This window comes from Serratia sp. MYb239, from assembly GCF_002966855.1.
Lineage (GTDB): Bacteria > Pseudomonadota > Gammaproteobacteria > Enterobacterales > Enterobacteriaceae > Serratia_B > Serratia_B rhizosphaerae.
The window spans coordinates 3,587,493-3,603,236 of record NZ_CP023268.1; the positions used below are offsets into that span (position 1 = coordinate 3,587,493).

At 61.5% G+C, this 15,744-nt stretch carries 14 protein-coding genes; 5 read left to right on the top strand and 9 right to left on the bottom strand.

Annotated elements, in window-relative coordinates; translation table 11 throughout:
* Positions 1–10: 10 nt before the first annotated feature.
* Positions 11–2,005: a transketolase gene (gene tkt / locus CLM71_RS17280; protein ID WP_105232079.1), complete on the top strand. Its 1,995-nt coding sequence runs from the start codon at positions 11–13 to the stop codon at positions 2,003–2,005.
* A gap of 66 nt (positions 2,006–2,071) precedes the next feature.
* Here tkt and nudK read toward each other — a convergent pair whose 3' ends face one another.
* The 8 genes from nudK to napF all read right to left on the bottom strand — a co-directional run bounded on the left by nudK (position 2,072) and on the right by napF (position 8,713).
* A complete protein-coding gene (gene nudK / locus CLM71_RS17285; protein ID WP_105232080.1) occupies positions 2,072–2,644 on the bottom strand; it encodes a GDP-mannose pyrophosphatase NudK in 573 nt (190 codons plus the stop codon).
* 99 nt (positions 2,645–2,743) lie between these two features.
* Positions 2,744–3,352 carry a cytochrome c-type protein NapC gene (gene napC / locus CLM71_RS17290; protein ID WP_105232081.1) on the bottom strand — a complete coding sequence of 203 codons (609 nt, stop codon included), beginning with the start codon at positions 3,350–3,352 and terminating at the stop codon, positions 2,744–2,746.
* Between the two features lie 11 nt (positions 3,353–3,363).
* Positions 3,364–3,813 carry a nitrate reductase cytochrome c-type subunit gene (gene napB, locus CLM71_RS17295; protein ID WP_105232082.1) on the bottom strand — a complete coding sequence of 150 codons (450 nt, stop codon included), beginning with the start codon at positions 3,811–3,813 and terminating at the stop codon, positions 3,364–3,366.
* Positions 3,810–4,718 carry a quinol dehydrogenase ferredoxin subunit NapH gene (gene napH / locus CLM71_RS17300; protein ID WP_105232083.1) on the bottom strand — a complete coding sequence of 303 codons (909 nt, stop codon included), beginning with the start codon at positions 4,716–4,718 and terminating at the stop codon, positions 3,810–3,812. The genes napB and napH overlap by 4 nt, the downstream gene beginning before the upstream one ends.
* A complete protein-coding gene (napG, locus tag CLM71_RS17305) occupies positions 4,718–5,470 on the bottom strand; it encodes a ferredoxin-type protein NapG (RefSeq protein WP_015673319.1) in 753 nt (250 codons plus the stop codon). Before napG ends, napH begins: the two co-directional genes overlap by 1 nt.
* Before the next feature lie 9 nt (positions 5,471–5,479).
* Positions 5,480–7,966, bottom strand: a complete 2,487-nt coding sequence (gene napA / locus CLM71_RS17310) for a nitrate reductase catalytic subunit NapA (protein ID WP_105232084.1) — start codon at positions 7,964–7,966, stop codon at positions 5,480–5,482.
* Entirely contained in the window at positions 7,963–8,226 is a 264-nt protein-coding gene (napD, locus tag CLM71_RS17315) for a chaperone NapD (RefSeq protein ID WP_105232085.1), read from the bottom strand. Before napD ends, napA begins: the two co-directional genes overlap by 4 nt.
* A complete protein-coding gene (gene napF / locus CLM71_RS17320; RefSeq protein ID WP_105232086.1) occupies positions 8,219–8,713 on the bottom strand; it encodes a ferredoxin-type protein NapF in 495 nt (164 codons plus the stop codon). Before napF ends, napD begins: the two co-directional genes overlap by 8 nt.
* 356 nt (positions 8,714–9,069) lie before the next feature.
* On the opposite strand from napF, the gene narQ reads away from it, so the two are divergent.
* On the top strand, positions 9,070–10,752 hold the full coding sequence (narQ, locus tag CLM71_RS17325; protein ID WP_105232087.1) for a nitrate/nitrite two-component system sensor histidine kinase NarQ: 1,683 nt from the start codon (positions 9,070–9,072) through the stop codon (positions 10,750–10,752).
* Between the two features lie 120 nt (positions 10,753–10,872).
* Positions 10,873–11,505: a two-component system response regulator NarL gene (gene narL / locus CLM71_RS17330; protein ID WP_105232088.1), complete on the top strand. Its 633-nt coding sequence runs from the start codon at positions 10,873–10,875 to the stop codon at positions 11,503–11,505.
* Between the two features lie 19 nt (positions 11,506–11,524).
* On the opposite strand, the gene CLM71_RS17335 is transcribed toward narL, so the two are convergent.
* Complete coding sequence (locus CLM71_RS17335) at positions 11,525–11,803, bottom strand: helix-turn-helix domain-containing protein (RefSeq protein ID WP_105232089.1); 279 nt, start codon at positions 11,801–11,803, stop codon at positions 11,525–11,527.
* A 228-nt stretch (positions 11,804–12,031) separates the two neighbouring features.
* Between CLM71_RS17335 and acrD the strand changes: the two genes are divergently transcribed.
* Both acrD and CLM71_RS17345 read left to right on the top strand, forming a co-directional pair.
* On the top strand, positions 12,032–15,166 hold the full coding sequence (gene acrD, locus CLM71_RS17340; protein ID WP_105232090.1) for a multidrug efflux RND transporter permease AcrD: 3,135 nt from the start codon (positions 12,032–12,034) through the stop codon (positions 15,164–15,166).
* 118 nt (positions 15,167–15,284) lie between these two features.
* A complete protein-coding gene (locus tag CLM71_RS17345) occupies positions 15,285–15,716 on the top strand; it encodes a GNAT family N-acetyltransferase (protein ID WP_105232091.1) in 432 nt (143 codons plus the stop codon).
* Positions 15,717–15,744: the final 28 nt, after the last annotated feature.

Below are 15,744 nucleotides of genomic sequence, written 5' to 3' on the forward strand. Positions count from 1 at the left end.
GAGCTTTACTATGTCTTCACGCAAAGAATTAGCCAACGCCATCCGCGCACTCAGCATGGACGCCGTACAAAAAGCAAAATCCGGTCACCCGGGCGCCCCTATGGGCATGGCCGATATCGCCGAAGTCCTGTGGCGCGACTACCTCAGCCACAACCCGACCAACCCGCACTGGGCCGACCGTGACCGCTTCGTCCTCTCCAACGGCCATGGCTCCATGTTGATTTACAGCCTCCTGCACCTCACCGGCTACGACCTGCCGATGCGCGAGCTGGAAAACTTCCGTCAGCTGCATTCCAAAACACCGGGACACCCTGAATACGGCTACACCCCGGGCGTCGAGACCACCACCGGCCCGCTCGGGCAGGGTATCGCCAACGCCGTCGGCTTCGCCATCGCCGAACGCACCCTGGCCGCACAGTTCAACCGTCCGGGCCATGACATCGTCGACCACAACACCTACGCCTTTATGGGCGACGGCTGCATGATGGAAGGTATCTCCCACGAAGTCTGCTCCCTGGCCGGCACCCTCAAGCTCGGCAAGCTGACCGCCTTCTACGATGACAACGGCATCTCCATCGACGGCCACGTCGACGGCTGGTTCACCGACGACACCGCCAAGCGTTTCGAAGCCTACGGCTGGCACGTGGTACGCGGCGTGGACGGCCACGACGCCGACGCCATCAAGGCGGCGATTGAGGAAGCCCGCAAGGTTACCGACAAGCCGTCCCTGCTGATGTGCAAGACCGTTATCGGCTTCGGCTCGCCGAACAAGGCCGGCACCCACGATTCCCACGGCGCGCCGCTGGGCGATGCCGAAGTGGCCGCCACCCGCGAGCAGCTGGGCTGGCACTACCCGCCGTTTGAAATCCCGCAGGACATCTATGCCCAGTGGGACGCCAAGGAAGCCGGTCAGGCGCGTGAAGCGGCCTGGAACGACAAGTTCGCCGCCTACGCCGCCGCCTTCCCGGAGCTGGCCGCCGAGTTCACCCGCCGCATGAGCGGCGAGCTGCCGGCCGACTGGCAGGCGCAGGCCAAGGCCTACGTCGAGCAGCTGCAGGCCAACCCGGCCAACATCGCCAGCCGCAAGGCGTCGCAGAACGCGCTGGAAGCCTACGGTAAACTGCTGCCGGAATTCCTCGGCGGCTCCGCCGACCTGGCGCCGAGCAACCTGACCATGTGGTCCGGCTCCAAGGCGCTGAACGAAGACCCGGCGGGCAACTACATCCACTACGGCGTGCGCGAGTTCGGCATGAGCGCCATCACCAACGGCATCGCGCTGCACGGCGGCTTCCTGCCGTACTCGGCGACCTTCCTGATGTTTGTGGAATACGCGCGTAACGCGGTGCGCATGGCGGCGCTGATGAAGCAGCGCAACGTGTTCGTCTACACCCACGACTCCATCGGTCTGGGTGAAGACGGCCCGACCCACCAGCCGGTGGAGCAGCTGGCCAGCCTGCGGGTCACGCCGAACATGAGCACCTGGCGTCCGTGCGACCAGGTGGAGTCGGCGATTGCCTGGCAGTACGCCATCGAGCGCAACGACGGCCCGACGGCGCTGATTTTCTCGCGTCAGAACCTGGCGCAGCAGCCGCGTACGGCGGAGCAGCTGGCGAACGTGTATCGCGGCGCCTACGTGCTGCAGGACTGCGACGGCACGCCGGACGTTATCCTGATTGCCACCGGCTCGGAAGTGGAGCTGGCGGTCGAGGCGGCGGGTCAGCTGACGGCGGCGGGCCGTAAGGCGCGCGTGGTGTCGATGCCGTCGACCGACGCGTTCGACAAGCAGGATGCGGCCTACCGCGAGTCGGTGCTGCCGGCGGCGGTCACGGCGCGGGTGGCGATTGAAGCGGGCATTGCAGACTACTGGCTGAAGTACACCGGGCTGAACGGCGCGGTGGTGGGCATGACCACCTTCGGTGAGTCGGCGCCGGCGGACCAGCTGTTCAAGGAGTTCGGCTTCACCGTGGAAAACGTGGTGGCGCAGGCTCAGGCACTGCTGAAGTAAGCGGCTGAAAGCAGCCATCAATAAAGGCGCCCTTGCGGCGCCTTTTTCGTTACCGGCAAACCAGCCTTACATCAGATTATGCAACTGCAGATACTGCAGCAGCATAATGGTCTTGCCGTCCTTGATGCGGCCGTCGGCGATCATGGCGATGGCTTCGCTAAACGGCAACTCGACCACCTCAATATCCTCATCCTCAATGCCGCCCCCGGCCGCGCGGCGCTGTTCATCCTGATACTCGGCAATAAAGAAGTGGATAAGCTCGGTGACGCCCCCCGGCGACATGTAGGCCTCAAACACCTTTTGCACCTTATCCACCTGAAAACCGGTTTCTTCTTCCGCTTCGCGGCGGGCGCACAGCTCCGGCGCATCACCATCCAGCAGCCCGGCACAGGCCTCCAACAGCATGCCGCTTTCATTACCGTTGACGTAGGTCGGCATACGAAACTGATTGGTCAGCACCACGCTGCCCTTGGCGCGGTTATACAGCAAGATGGTGGCGCCGTTACCACGGTCATACACCTCCCGCACCTGCTGCACGCTTCCGCCGTTTTTACGTTTCAGATCAAAGGAATATTTATTGAGCACATACCAATTGTCAGATAGCAGCTCTTTTTTCACATTGTCGATTTTTGCGGACATACACCCTTCTTTCACCACTGTCGGAGTCAGCCCACTACGGTAGCAAAAAACGCGCAATAAAAAACCCCGCGCAAGGCGGGGTCTGGGCAGGCTGAACGGTTAAAAACCGTTTGGCACCTCGCGCATATCCGGCAGTTTATGGGCGATGCCTTTATGGCAGTCGATACAGGTTTTCCCTTCGCTAATCGCCTTGTCATGCATTTTAGCCGCCACGGTTTTTTGCGCGGTGAAATCCATATACTCGAAGTTATGGCAGTTACGGCACTCCTGCGAATTATTCGCTTTCATACGCGCCCATTCGTTACTCGCCATCGTCAGACGGTGGCTTTCAAACTTCTGCGGCGTGTCGATCAGACCGAAAATCTTGGCATACAGTTCCTTGCTGGCCTTCAGCTTACGCAGCATTTTCGGCCCCCACTCATGCGGCACATGGCAATCCGGGCAGGTGGCGCGCACCCCGCTGCGGTTGTTGTAGTGCACGGTCTCCATATACTCTTCGTACACGTTTTCACGCATTTCATGGCAGCTGATACAGAACTGCTCGGTGTTCGCCACCTCCATCCCGGTGTTGAAACCGCCCCAGAACAGGATCCCGGCGACAAACCCCAGCAGCAGCAAGGTGCCCAGCGCCAGCCGGCTTGGCCTGCGCCACCATTGCCACAAACGGCGGATCGGCCCCGGTTTTTTATCAGTATTACGTTCAGCCATAGCTCCTCCGATTATTTGCCAAAGCCTGGCAACGGCTCAAAATTATTGCCGACAATCGGCGCCGCGTCGGTTTGCGGTACGTGGCATTGCAGACAGAAATAACGACGCGGCGCGACGTCGCCGCGCACCCTGCCGTCGCTGTCGATAAAGTGCGTCGGACTGATACGCGGCGCACCGGTGGTGCGGTAGTGCTCAACGCCATGGCACTGCAGACAGCGGTTGGTGTTTTTACTCACCTGATAGCCATCAATGCTGTGCGGAATCATCGGCGGCTGATTGACGTAGTTAAGCGCCATGCGCTCTTGCTGCTTAGGCATTTTGATCTGCCCTTCGGCAGTGCCGGATACCTCCGGCGACTGACTGAGGTCGACATCGGTGGCGGCAAAGGCGAAACCTGCCACGGCCAGAGACATCAGCGCCGCCCACAGGGCCCCGCGCTTTTTCAGTACGGTGCTTTTCATTTTTTGGCTCCCGAAGAATGAAATTTGCTTGTTATTGTGAATACGTTTTCCGCACAGACATCGATGCAGCGCCCGCAAGCAATGCAGGCATCGCTGGCCACCTGCGGCGGGGCGTCTGGTGACAACAGCGGTTCGCGCAGTATCTGCGCCTCAGGACAGACGTGGAAACAGTCCATACAGCGGGTGCATTGCTCCCGCCGCTGCGCGCTGATCTGCATCACGCCCTGGCTGCCAATCACGCCATACATGGCGCCGACCGGACACAGGTGGCCGCACCAGCCGTGCTCCACCACCAGCAGGTCGAACAGAAACAGCGCCAGCAGCAGCCAGACGCCGGCGCCAAACGCCGCTGCCAACCCACGCAGCCAACCGGCGGCATCGCCGGCAGCGCCGTGGATCAGGCCGCGTCCGGTGAGCGCCACCGGGTTGACCCACTCCCACAGCAGGCTGCCGCTGAACGCGCTGCCCGCCAGCACCATCAGCAAGATGCCGTAACGCAGCCGGCGTGACAGCGTGGCGGACTGGCGCAGCCCCAGTCGTCGCCGCAGCCAGGCTGCCAGATCGGTCAGCGGATTCAGCGGACAGACCCAGCCGCAGAACACCCGGTTGCCGATCAGCCCGTACGTCAACACCACCGCCGCGCCGACCCAGGCCAGCCAGGCCGGCCACTGCCCGGCCAGCAGGCTTTCCAGCAGCATCAGCGGATCGGTGAGCGGCACGGTGTCAAGCAGCAGGCTGGCGCTGTAGTTGCCGCGCAGGATCCACACGCCCCACAGCGGGCCGGACAGAAACATCAGCAAAATCAACAGCTGGCTGCAGCGCCGCAGGATCAAAAAGCGGTGACTGCGCCACCAGCCGTGACGCAGACGCGCATCACGGCCGGCCTGAGCAACCGGATTTGCCATTATTTCCCCTCCCCGACGCCGTGCGCCGGCAACTGTCCGCCTTCCGGCACCAGCGCCTGACCGGCGCGCTGTTTCTCCTGCCAGCCCCAGCGGTAATGACCGCCCAGCTGGCCGCGCGCCAGCGACAGCGGCAGCACTTTTATCGCCGCTTCCTCCAGTACGCAGGCCTGTTCGCACTTGCCGCAGCCGGTACAGGCATCACTGTGTACCGTGGGTAAAAACAGCGCGTGCTTGCCGGTACGCGGGTTGCGCTGCAGCTCCAGCGTGATGGCGGCGTCAATCTGCGGGCAGACGCGGTAGCAGACATCGCAGCGCAGCCCCTGCCAGTTGAGGCAGTTTTCATGATCCAGCAGCACCGCCAGCCCCATCCGCGCCTGGTCAATATCGCTCAGCTGTGGGTCGAGTGCGCCGCTCGGGCAGGCCGCTACGCAGGGAATGTCCTCGCACATCTCACAGGGCACATCGCGTGCGACAAAATACGGCGTGCCCGCCGCCAGCGGCGACAGCAAGGTCGCCAGCTTCAGCGTCTGATACGGGCAGGCCTGCACGCACTGGCCGCAGCGGATGCAGGCGTTGACAAAATCCCCTTCCGCCAGCGCCCCCGGCGGACGCAACGCCAGACCGTCGCGCGCCTGCGACTGACGCTGCTGCAATCCCAGCAGCGCCGCGATCCCTGCCAGCCCGGCGGCACTGCGCGCCGCATCCCGCAGGAAGCGGCGACGCGCCGGGGCCTTGTCTCGTTGCCGGCTCATAGGCAGCCCTTACACCTTCTCCAGCTTGACCGCGCACTTCTTGAAGTCGGTTTCTTTGGATAACGGATCGGTGGCGTCCAGCGTCAGGTTGTTCACCAGCTGCGCCGCATCGAAGAACGGCATATACACCAGCCCTTGCGGCGGGCGGTTGCGCCCGCGGGTTTCCACCATGCTCACCACTTCACCACGGCGCGACAGCACTTTAACCTTGTCGCCGCGCCGCAGATTGCGACGCTTGGCATCCAGCGGGTGAATAAACAGCACCGCCTCCGGGAAGGCGCGGTGCAGCTCCGGCACGCGGCGGGTCATTGAACCGGTATGCCAGTGCTCCAGCACGCGGCCGGTCGACAGCCACAGATCGTATTCTTCATCCGGGCTTTCCGCCGCCGGCTCGTACGGCAGCGCGAAGATCACCGCCTTACCGTCCGGTTTGCCGTAGAAACGCACCGACTCGCCCGCTTTCACGTAAGGGTCCGTGCCTTCACGGTAACGCCACAGGGTTTCCTTACCGTCAACCACCGGCCAGCGCAGACCGCGCGCCTGGTGATACATATCGAACGCCGCCAGATCGTGGCCGTGGCCGCGGCCGAAGCTGGCGTACTCTTCAAACAGCCCTTTCTGAATATAAAAACCGCAGGCGCGCGCCTCGTCGTTCAGTTGATCGTCCGGGATCTCATCCAGTTTGAACCGATCGACGCTGCCGTTGGCGTACAGCACGTCGAACAGCGTTTTCCCGCGCAGCTGCGGGCTTTGCGCCAGCAGCGTCTCCGGCCAGACTTCCTCCACCTTGAAACGTCTGGAGAACTCCACCAGCTGCCACAGGTCGGACTTGGCCTCGCCCGGCGCGCGTACCTGCTGGCGCCAGAACTGCGTGCGCCGCTCGGCGTTGCCGTAGGCGCCCTCTTTCTCGACCCACATCGCGGTCGGCAAGATCAGGTCTGCCGCCAGCGCGCTGACCGTCGGATATGGATCGGACACCACCACAAAGTTGCGCGCATCGCGCCAGCCCGGCATCCGCTCTTCATTGATGTTCGGCCCGGCCTGCATGTTGTTGTTGCACATCACCCAATAGGCATTGAGCGTGCCGTCTTTCAGCGCCCGGTCCTGCGCCACCGCGTGCAGCCCCACTTTGGCCGGAATGGTGCCGGCCGGCAGCCGCCATTTTTCCTCGGCAATCTTGCGGTGCGCGTCGTTGGTCACCACCATATCGGCCGGCAGACGGTGGGCAAAAGTGCCGACCTCGCGGGCGGTGCCGCAGGCGGAAGGCTGGCCGGTCAGGGAGAATGGCCCGCTGCCGGGCTTGGAGATCTTGCCGGTCAGCAGGTGCAGGTTGTAACACAGGTTATTGGCCCATACGCCGCGCGTATGCTGGTTAAAGCCCATCGTCCAGTAGGAGACCACCTTAACGTTCGGGTCGGCATACAGCTTCGCCAGCGCTTCCAGCTGATCCTGCGGCACGCCGCTCAGCTCGGCGGTTTTCTCCAGCGTATAGTCGGCAACGAATGCCTTAAACGCCTCAAAGCTCATCGGCTCCGACGCGTCACTGCCCGGGTTTTTGGCGGCCTTTTCCAGCGGATGCGTCGGACGCAGGCCGTAGCCGATATCGGTCGCCCCCTGGCGGATATTGACGTGACGCGCCAGGAAGTCACGGTCGACGGCGTCATGTTGAATAATGTAGTTGGCGATGTAGTTCATGATCGCCAGATCGGTCTGCGGCGTGAACACCATGGCGTTATCCGCCAGTTCGAAGCTGCGGTGTTCGAAGGTGGAGAGCACCGAGACGTTGACCTGCTCGCTGCTCAGGCGGCGGTTGGTAATGCGCGACCACAGAATCGGGTGCATCTCCGCCATATTGGAGCCCCACAGCACGAAGGCGTCGGCCTGTTCGATATCGTCGTAGCAGCCCATCGGCTCATCCATGCCGAAGGTGCGCATAAAGCCCACCACGGCGGAAGCCATGCAGTGACGCGCGTTCGGATCGAGGTTGTTGGTGCGCAGCCCCGCCTTGAACAGTTTGGCGGCGGCGTAGCCTTCCCAGATGGTCCACTGACCGGAGCCGAACATCCCCACCGCATCCGGCCCTTTTTCCCGCAGCGCATCTTTGAACTTCTCCGCCATGACATCAAAGGCGCGGTCCCAACTGACCGGCGTAAACTCGCCCTGTTTATCGTACTGCCCGTTCTTCATACGCAGCAGCGGCTGCGTCAGACGATCTTTGCCGTACATGATTTTGGGCAGGAAGTAGCCTTTGATGCAGTTCAGACCGCGGTTGACCGGCGCATCCGGGTCGCCCTGCGAGGCGACGATGCGGCCGTTCTGCGTGCCGACCAGTACCCCGCAGCCCGTGCCACAGAAGCGGCAGGGCGCCTTGTCCCATTTAATCTCTTCCGTACCGCCAACCACCGCCTGCGCCACCGTCGGAATGGTCAACCCGGCCGCCGCGGCGGCTGCCGCTGCGGCATTGGCTTTCATGAAGTCTCGACGACTGAGTTTCATGGCATTACCTCACCTTGCTCATCCTGCTGGTGATAAACCAGCGACACCGCCAGCACGCCTTCCAGATTGCGCGCCGACTCAATTTTTTCCAGCAGCGCATGCGAGTGCGCCGCCTGCATCACCACCGCCAGCTTGCCCTGTGCGCAATCCTGCGCCGGTATTTCGGTGTCCGGGATCGCCAGCAGCGCGGGAACCAACTGCTGAAAAGCCTCCGGGCGGGCCTGCACCAGCAGACCGCTGACGTGCCATTCGTTATTCATTGTTTTCACTCCGGGTTAGCGCGATGGCGTCGGTCGGACAAGGCGCAACACAGGCGCCGCAGCCGCTGCAGGCCGCCGCCGTCAGCACAGGCTGCGCAATACCGCCCAGGCGTGGCCGAAAGCGGATAGCCCCGGTATCGCAGCCGTCCTGACAGCTGCGGCACTCCACGCCCTGCAGCGCCAGGCAGCGCGTCGAGACACTCGGCTGCAGCCGCCATGGCCTGTCCGCCTCCGCGTCAAATACGCCCGCGTCACAGGCGCTGACGCAGCGGCGACAAAAGCTGCACTCCGCACGGGAAAAATCGATTTCCGGGTAACCGCCGCCACCGGCGATCAGCACGCCGGTTTCACAGGCGTCGATACAGGCGCGGCAGCGGCTGCAGCCGGAGATAAACAGGGCTTCCTCACGCGCCCAGGGCGGACGCTGTACGTTGGAAGGTCGACGCCATTGTCCGCTGAACAGTTTGCGCCGCGACAATTCGGCCATGCTGTTTATCCTTATAATCACTGTGTTTTTTGGCAGGGTAAAAATAGGGCTAATCATAGGGGGTTATAATCACCCGAAAGGGGTAAACAGCGGGGTTCGTTGCGCCAGGTCAAATAAGTGCGGAATATTGTTTATCAACCGCCTGGCGGGCTGTTAGCGTATGCGCGTTTGTTAATACCGAAGGGGTGGCGCTGATGTCTGCAGTCCCTGATAAAAGCGAAAACGCATCTGGCCATGGGGGAACAATCCGGCAATCCGGGGCTTTTTATCGACTAGGCCAATACATAGGCTTTAATATAAATAAAATATATCTACTTCAATAACCCCCACTGCGCTTAGCCGAAAAGGATCCGTGTTTGCTTGTTAAACGCTCCGTCACCCGCAGCCTGGCCAAGGCCCTGATCGCCATCGTCGCCCTGTCGGTGCTGTCCACCGGCCTGGCGCTGACCACCGTCGCCGACAGCCTGCGCGACGCCGAAGCGGTGAATATCGCCGGTTCGCTGCGTATGCAGAGCTACCGTCTGGCGTATGACCTGACGCAAAACAACGCGGCGCTGCCGCAGCACCTGCGCCACTACCGCCAATCGCTGCAGGCGCCGGCGCTGCAAAAGCTCAGTCGTTTCTACGTGCCGGCCGACGTGCGCGACAAATACCGGGCGCTGCAGCAGGCCTGGCAGCCGCTGGAACAGCATATCCGCGCCGGCCGCGTGCAGGCGTATCAGGCCAGCGTGGTCAGTTACGTCAACCAGATCGACCATTTTGTGCTGGCGCTGCAGCGCTATTCGGAGATCAAACTGGCAATCGTCGCCGCCTTCAGCGTGCTCGGCTACGTCGTGATTATCGCGCTGGTGCTGTTCTGTATCCGCCTGATGCGCAAGCAGGTGGTGGCGCCGCTCAGGCAGTTGGTGGACGCCAGCCAACAGATCCAGCGCCGCGACTTCAACCACACGCCGCTGGACGTTACGCTGCCGAACGAACTGGGCGTGCTGTCGCAGGCCTTCACCGCTATGTCCGGCGAACTTTCGCGCCTGTATCACTCGCTGGAGCACAAGGTGCAGGAGAAAACCGAGCGCCTGCAACAGGCCAATAAAACGCTGGAGGTCATGTATAGCTGTTCGCAGGCGCTGAGCAGCGGGCAAATCGATCGCCACGCCTTTGAAAAGGTACTGCATATCGTGCGCCAGAGCGAACAGCTGCAGTGCCTGCAGCTTGGCGTGCAGGACGGACAGCATCGCTGGCAGCTGTGCAGCGGCAGCCCGCAGGAAGGCGCCGAGTGGCAGCGGCTGACCATCATGCAGGAACAGCATTCGCTGGGTCAGCTCTGCTGGCAGGCCCGGCAGCAGGCGGCCAACCCGCACCTGATGCAAAGCGTGGCGAACATGCTGGGCCGCGGCCTCTACTTCAACCGTACGCAAAAGCAGCATATGCAGTTTTTGTTGATGGAGGAGCGCGCCACCATCGCCCGCGAGCTGCACGACTCGCTGGCGCAGGCGCTGGCATTTTTGCGCATTCAGATGACGCTGCTGAAACGCACGCTGGCCGACAGCCCGCCGCAGACGCAGACGATTATCGACGACTTCGATCGGGCGCTGGCCGACGCCAACCGTCAGCTGCGCGAACTGCTGGCCACGTTCCGTCTGAGCATTCAGGACGCCGACCTGAACACCGCGCTGCAGCAGCTGCTGGCGCCATTAAAAGTTCTAACCCAGGCGCGGATTCAGTTACACTGTGAGCTGCCTTCGCAGGCGTTAAATGCGCAGCAGCAGGTGCACGCGCTGCAGATCGTGCGCGAAGCGGTGCTCAACGCGATCAAACACGCCAACGCGCAGGATATCGTCATTCGCTGCGGCAAAACCGCAGGCGGCGATAACCAAATCACCATTACCGACAACGGCTGCGGCATTGCCAGCCTGAATGAGCCGGAAGGCCATTACGGACTGAATATAATGAATGAACGCGCCGCCCGCCTTGGCGGAACATTACGCATTGCCCGTGGTCAACAGAGCGGTACGGAAGTCAGCTTGTCTTTTCCGGCATAATTAACCGCCTGACGGTAAAACGGCGCGCCAGGCGCCAAAAACTTCTATTTTTATAAGATTCAGCCCCATCGTGCCGATACTCATAGTGGCTCGGCTTGATACCTGACAGGGAGCCATTTCATGGTGATGCAAAATTATAAGGTAATGATCGTCGATGACCATCCGCTGATGCGGCGCGGCATCAAACAGCTGCTGGGGCTGGATCCGCAGTTCAGCACTATCGCCGAAGCCAGTAATGGCAACGAGGCCATTGCGCTGGCGGCACAGAAACAGCCGGATATCATTCTGCTGGACTTAAACATGAAGGGGCTTTCCGGGCTGGATACGCTGAAGGCGCTGCGTGACGACGGCGTCGATGCGCGCATCGTGGTGCTGACCGTCTCGGACGCGCGCAGCGACGTGTACGCCCTGATCGACGCCGGCGCGGACGGCTATCTGCTTAAAGACAGCGAGCCGGAACAGCTGCTGGAAGATATCCGCGCGGCGGCGGAAGGCAACAATGTGATCAGCGAAGCGATCGCCGGCTACCTCGCCTCCCGCAGCGAGCAGCACGATCCTTTCGCCGAACTGACCGAGCGCGAGCTGGACGTACTGCAGGAAGTGGCGCGCGGCATGTCAAACAAAGAGGTCGCCGCGCAGCTGCATATTTCCGAAGAAACGGTGAAGGTGCATATCCGCAATATGCTGCGCAAGCTGGATGTCCGCTCGCGCGTCGCCGCCACGGTGATGTATCTGGAACACAAAAGCCAGTAACTCTGCGGGCCGCAGCCCATCAGGCGATAGCGTCAAGCAGGGTCTGATGGTGCTGATGGACCCAGCTTTTATTCAACGGCCCCCAGCTTTCCAGCTGATAATAACCATCGTTATTGCGTACGCCCTGCTGCACAAACTGCAGCTCCACGCCCAGCCCGGGCAAGGCTTTCAGCACATCCTGCAGCGTGCGGCGCGGCCAGCCGGTCAGTTCCATCAGTTTGGGAACATTGGGACGTTCGCTGTGGCTAATCAGCCAGCATAAATACAAGCGGCGGGCGAATACCGGGTTTAATTCCATGGTTTGCTCCAGCGTCGGGGGAATTTTTCCGCATCCGGCCTCAAACAGTCTGCGTTCTGATGCGGAACGTGCTAACTACCGTTTTTTACACTATCTCCTTTTTTTCTCCACGCTTTCCCTGCCCATCCCGAGTAAAGTGCAATAGCCTCGGGATCCTTCCCAGGCTCTGAAAAACGCAACGTTGGTGCGTAATAAAGATAGAACAAGTCATAACGAGGTTCGCGCTGCATGGCCAATTTTTTTATTGATCGCCCGATTTTCGCCTGGGTGCTGGCAATTATTCTTTGCCTCACGGGCGCCTTGGCGATTTATTCATTGCCGGTGGAACAGTACCCTAACCTGGCGCCGCCTAACGTGCGCATCAGTGCGAATTACCCCGGCGCCTCCGCCCAGACGCTGGAAAATACCGTCACGCAGATCATCGAACAGAATATGACCGGCCTCGACAATATGATGTATATGTCGTCGCAGAGCACCAACACCGGGCGCGCCACGGTAACCCTGACCTTTGAGGCCGGCACCGACCCCAACGAGGCGATGCAGCAGGTGCAGAACCAGCTGCAGGCCGCGGTCAAGCGGCTGCCGCAGGCGGTGCAGCAGCAGGGGGTGACGGTTTCCAAATCCGGCGACACCACGCTGATGATGGTGGCCTTCGTCTCCACCGACGGCAGTATGGATAAACAGGACATCGCCGACTATATCGTCTCCAACCTGCAGGATCCGCTCAGCCGCATCAACGGCGTCGGCAGTATGGACGTGTACGGCTCGCAGTACGCCATGCGTATCTGGCTCGATCCCGACAAGCTTAACAGCTACGCCCTGACCACCACCGACGTGGTCAACGCCATCCAATCACAGAATGCCCAGGTGGCCGTCGGCCAGGTCGGCGGCACGCCGTCGGTCGATAAGCAGGCGCTGAACGCCACCATCAACGCCCAGTCGCAGTTGCAGACGCCGCAGCAGTTCCGCGATATCACCCTGCGCGTCAATCAGGACGGTTCGCTGGTCACCCTCGGCAACGTCGCCACCATTGAGTTAGGCGGCGAAAACTACGACTACCTCAGCCGCTACAACGGCATGCCGGCGGCAGGGATGAATATCAAGCTCGCCTCCGGCGCCAACGAACTACAAACCGACGAGCTGGTAAAAGCCAAAATCGACGAACTGTCGCAGTATTTCCCGCGCGGGCTGGAGGCCAAGGTCGCCTACGAAACCACTCCGTTCGTCAAAGCCTCGATCAAAGACGTGGTGAAAACCCTGCTGGAAGCGGTACTGCTGGTGTTCCTGGTGATGTATCTGTTTATGCAGAACTTCCGCGCGACGCTGATCCCGACCATCGCCGTGCCGGTGGTGCTGCTCGGCACCTTTGCCATCCTCTCCGCCTTCGGCTTCAGCATCAATACCCTCACCATGTTCGCCATGGTGCTGGCGATCGGCCTGCTGGTGGATGACGCCATCGTGGTGGTGGAGAACGTCGAGCGCGTGATGAGCGAAGAAGGCCTGCCGCCGCGCGAGGCCACGCGCAAATCGATGGGGCAGATCCAGAGTGCGCTGGTCGGCATTGCGCTGGTGCTGTCGGCGGTATTTATCCCGATGGCGTTCTTCGGCGGCACCACCGGCGCCATCTACCGCCAGTTCTCCATCACCATCGTCTCTTCCATGGTGCTGTCGGTACTGGTGGCGATGATTCTGACCCCGGCGCTGTGCGCCACGATGCTCAAACCGATCGCCAAAGGGCATCATCATGGCAAACGCGGTTTCTTCGGCTGGTTCAACCGCATGTTCAACCGCAACACGATGCGCTATGAGCGCGGCGTGGCGCGCGTGCTGCATCACGGCGTGCGTTACCTGCTGATTTATCTGCTGCTGCTTGGCGGCCTGGCGCTGCTGTTTATCAAACTGCCGACCTCCTTCCTGCCGCTGGAGGACCGTGGCGTCTTCACCGTGCAGGTTCAGCTGCCGACCGGCTCTACCCAGCAACAAACCAGCAAAGTGGTGGAGAAAGTGGAAAACTATCTGCTGACGGCGGAGAAAAACGACGTGCTGTCGGTGTTCGCCATCATCGGCGCCGGTCCCGGCGGCAACGGCCAGAACGTGGCGCGGCTGTTTGTGCGCCTGAAAGACTGGGAGCAGCGCGGCGCCGGCGAATCGGCCTTCGATATCATCGCCCGCGCCGGCGAAGCCTTCAAAAACATCAAAGAAGCGCGGGTGATCGCCAGCAGTCCGCCGGCTATTAGCGGCATGGGCAGCTCATCCGGCTTTGATATGCAGCTGGAAGATCACGGCGGCCTCGGGCACGTCAAGCTGATGGCCGCCCGCGACCAGCTGCTGCAGCTGACGGGGGAAAGCCCGCTGCTGTCGCGCGTGCGTCACAACGGCCTGGACGACAGCCCGCAGTTGCAGATTGACATCGACCAGCGTAAGGCGCAGGCGCTGGGGGTTAACGTAGATGATATCAACAATACGCTCTCCACCGCCTGGGGCTCCACCTACGTCAATGACTTCGTTGACCGCGGCCGGGTGAAAAGAGTGTATGTGCAGGCCGCTGCGAAATTCCGCATGCTGCCGGAAGACATCAACAAATGGTATGTCCGCAACAGCAGCGGCGGCATGGTGCCCTTCTCGGCCTTCGCCACCAGCCGCTGGGAATACGGTTCGCCGCGCCTGGAACGCTATAACGGCAGCGCGTCGGTAGAAATCGTCGGCGAAGCCGCCGACGGCATCAGCAGCGGCACCGCGATGGATGAAATGGAGCGGCTGGTCAAACAGCTGCCGAACGGCTTCGGCCTGGAATGGACCGCCATGTCCTATCAGGAACGCCTGTCCGGCGCGCAGGCGCCGGCGCTGTACGCCATCTCGCTGCTGGTGGTGTTCCTGTGTCTGGCGGCGCTGTATGAAAGCTGGTCGATTCCGTTCTCCGTGATGCTGGTGGTGCCGCTGGGGGTGATCGGCGCCGTGGCCGCCACCTGGCTGCGCGGGCTGGAGAACGACGTTTATTTCCAGGTCGGTCTGCTGACGATTATCGGGCTGTCCGCCAAGAACGCGATTCTGATTGTCGAATTCGCCAATGAGCTGCACCAGCAGGGCAAAGAGCTGACCGCCGCCACGCTGGAGGCCGCGCGCATGCGCCTGCGTCCGATTCTGATGACCTCGCTGGCCTTTATCTTCGGCGTGCTGCCGATGGCCACCAGCCAGGGCGCCGGCTCCAGCAGCCAGCATGCGGTCGGCACCGGGGTGATGGGCGGGATGATCTCCGCCACCCTGCTGGCGATTTACTTTGTGCCGCTGTTCTTCGTGCTGGTGCGCCGCCGCTTCCCCGGCCGGCAAAAAATCCTGCCGCCGGCGGAGCATAGCGACGGCTAATTCTTAAAAAACGGCAGCGGTTTTCGCTGCCGTTTTATTTTCCGGCGTGCATACTGAACAGCATCAATCTGAACCGGGTAATCCGTTGCCCCCTATTGCCGTAAATCAAGGAGCATCCATGGAAATCGTCACCGACCAACGGCGCTACCGCGTTGACTGGACGCGTCTGGCTGAACTGCTGGAAGCCGCCGGGCTGGGCAAACGCGACCCGCAGCTGACCGAGCAGATCTACCACAACAATGCATTTTGCTACTGGGGCTACCTGGACGGCGAGCTGATCGCCACCGCCCACGCCATCAGCGACCGCATTTCGGTGGCCTATCTGGCCGACGTGGCGATTCACCCGGACTATCAGGGCCGCGGCTACGGCCGGCAGCTGATGGATCGCATCATGGAAGACCTGGCGCCGCTCGGTAAAATATTTATCTACGCCGTTCCCGATAAGCTGGCTTTCTATAAAAAATACGGCTTCCACGATCTGACCACCGGCATGGTGTTTGCCGAAGGCGCGGCGCTCAGCCGGCTGCAGGATAATGGCTATGTGCGCTAAGCCGTTTTATTCATCTTTTTAATCGCTC

Excerpts from the sequence above, each read along its gene's own strand:
- napG (WP_015673319.1), bottom strand. The coding sequence starts at position 5,470 with ATGAGCCGGCAACGAGACAAGGCCCCGGCGCGTCGCCGCTTCCTGCGG.
- narL (WP_105232088.1), top strand. The coding sequence starts at position 10,873 with ATGGTGATGCAAAATTATAAGGTAATGATCGTCGATGACCATCCGCTG.
- napC (WP_105232081.1), bottom strand. The coding sequence starts at position 3,352 with ATGGCTGAACGTAATACTGATAAAAAACCGGGGCCGATCCGCCGTTTG.
- nudK (WP_105232080.1), bottom strand. The coding sequence starts at position 2,644 with ATGTCCGCAAAAATCGACAATGTGAAAAAAGAGCTGCTATCTGACAAT.
- acrD (WP_105232090.1), top strand. The coding sequence starts at position 12,032 with ATGGCCAATTTTTTTATTGATCGCCCGATTTTCGCCTGGGTGCTGGCA.
- napH (WP_105232083.1), bottom strand. The coding sequence starts at position 4,718 with ATGGCAAATCCGGTTGCTCAGGCCGGCCGTGATGCGCGTCTGCGTCAC.
- tkt (WP_105232079.1), top strand. The coding sequence starts at position 11 with ATGTCTTCACGCAAAGAATTAGCCAACGCCATCCGCGCACTCAGCATG.
- napA (WP_105232084.1), bottom strand. The coding sequence starts at position 7,966 with ATGAAACTCAGTCGTCGAGACTTCATGAAAGCCAATGCCGCAGCGGCA.
- CLM71_RS17335 (WP_105232089.1), bottom strand. The coding sequence starts at position 11,803 with ATGGAATTAAACCCGGTATTCGCCCGCCGCTTGTATTTATGCTGGCTG.
- napF (WP_105232086.1), bottom strand. The coding sequence starts at position 8,713 with ATGGCCGAATTGTCGCGGCGCAAACTGTTCAGCGGACAATGGCGTCGA.
- napB (WP_105232082.1), bottom strand. The coding sequence starts at position 3,813 with ATGAAAAGCACCGTACTGAAAAAGCGCGGGGCCCTGTGGGCGGCGCTG.
- CLM71_RS17345 (WP_105232091.1), top strand. The coding sequence starts at position 15,285 with ATGGAAATCGTCACCGACCAACGGCGCTACCGCGTTGACTGGACGCGT.
- napD (WP_105232085.1), bottom strand. The coding sequence starts at position 8,226 with ATGAATAACGAATGGCACGTCAGCGGTCTGCTGGTGCAGGCCCGCCCG.